The organism is Desulfovibrio sp. 1188_IL3213 (assembly GCF_036763145.1).
Lineage (GTDB): Bacteria > Desulfobacterota > Desulfovibrionia > Desulfovibrionales > Desulfovibrionaceae > Desulfovibrio.
Genome location: NZ_JBAIYR010000562.1, coordinates 1 through 1,247 on the forward strand (window position 1 = coordinate 1; position 1,247 = coordinate 1,247).

At 62.6% G+C, this 1,247-nt stretch carries 2 protein-coding genes; both read right to left on the bottom strand.

Features of this window, described 5'->3' with window-relative positions; translation table 11 throughout:
* Window positions 1-63: 63 nt before the first annotated feature.
* Entirely contained in the window at window positions 64-738 is a 675-nt protein-coding gene (purN, locus tag V6C16_RS13585) for a phosphoribosylglycinamide formyltransferase (protein WP_333543480.1), read from the bottom strand.
* Between the two features lie 11 nt (window positions 739-749).
* Window positions 750-1,247, bottom strand: a 498-nt coding sequence (locus V6C16_RS13590) for a uroporphyrinogen-III synthase (protein ID WP_333543481.1), incomplete at its 5' end; no start/stop codon positions are given.

Sequence of the window (1,247 nt, forward strand, 5' to 3'; positions counted from 1 at the left end):
TCCTTTTGCAAAAGGGACCCCTCCCCCACAAAGCATTTCAAAATAAAATTGCTCTAACCTACTCTAAAAACCTTCTTCCAGCGGCGGGTAGACCAGCCACTGCCCGTCGGGAGCGATGGCGGCGGCAGCGCCGGGAGCCACATGCACCTCGCGGCCCCAGACGCTGATGCGGTTCTGGGCAAACCACTGTATGGCCTGCGGATAGATGCGGTGCTCCATGACATGGATGCGCTGCATGAGGTCGTCCAGATCCTCGCCGGGGTTCACCGGCACGGCGGCCTGAATGATGACCGGCCCGCCGTCCATCTTTTCTTCCACAAAATGCACGGTGCAGCCCGATATCCTGACGCCGTATTCAAGAGCGTCCGCGCCCCCGTGTACGCCGGGAAAACTCGGCAAAAGAGCGGGATGGATATTGATGACCCTGCCGGAAAACGCATCCAGAAAGAGCGGACTGAGCAGGCGCATGTAGCCTGCCAGCACCACAAGTTCCGCCCCGTGCTCCTGAAGGTGCCGCACCACGGCGCTGTCATAGCTTTCGCGGTCGGGGTATGCCTTGTGATCCAGCACCACGCAGGCGATGCCCGCCCTGGCGGCGCGCTGGATAACGCCCGCGCCGGGCCGGTTGCAGATAATGCAGCAGACGTTCACATCCAGAACGCCCGCAGCGGCCTTGTCAATAATGGCCTGGGCGTTGGAACCGCTGCCCGAGGCCAGTATGGCGATGTTCAGGGGCATGGTTTTCCGCCTTATTGCGGCCTGCGCCGGGCAAAGTGTTCTTTCAGGGCCTCCACCAGAGCCGGAATGGTGTATTCCTCGGGCTGGATGTGGCAGGGCAGGCCGTGGGCCGTCAGGGTGTCGGCGGTAATGGGGCCGATGGCGGCAAGCTGCACCTCAGGGTGTTCCTTGAGCACACTCGCCGGGATAAGCGAAAGAAAGTTTTCCACAGTGGAGGACGAGCCGAAGGTCACGCAGTCCAGCCTGCCTTCCTTGATGCGCTCAAGCACCTCATCCTTGCGATGCTCGGCGGCAACGGTTTCGTAGGCAGAGATGACGTCCACCACGGCTCCGGCCTTGCGCAGTTCGTCAGGCAGAACCTCGCGGGCCTTGGCCGCGCGGGGCAGGAGAAAGCGCTTGTCCTTCACGTCGCCGCCCTCGTGAGCCATGAGGCCCTCAAGCACGCCTTCGGCCACGTAGCGTTCGGGGATGAAGTCCGGGGTGATGCCGCGCTGTATGAGGGCCTCGGC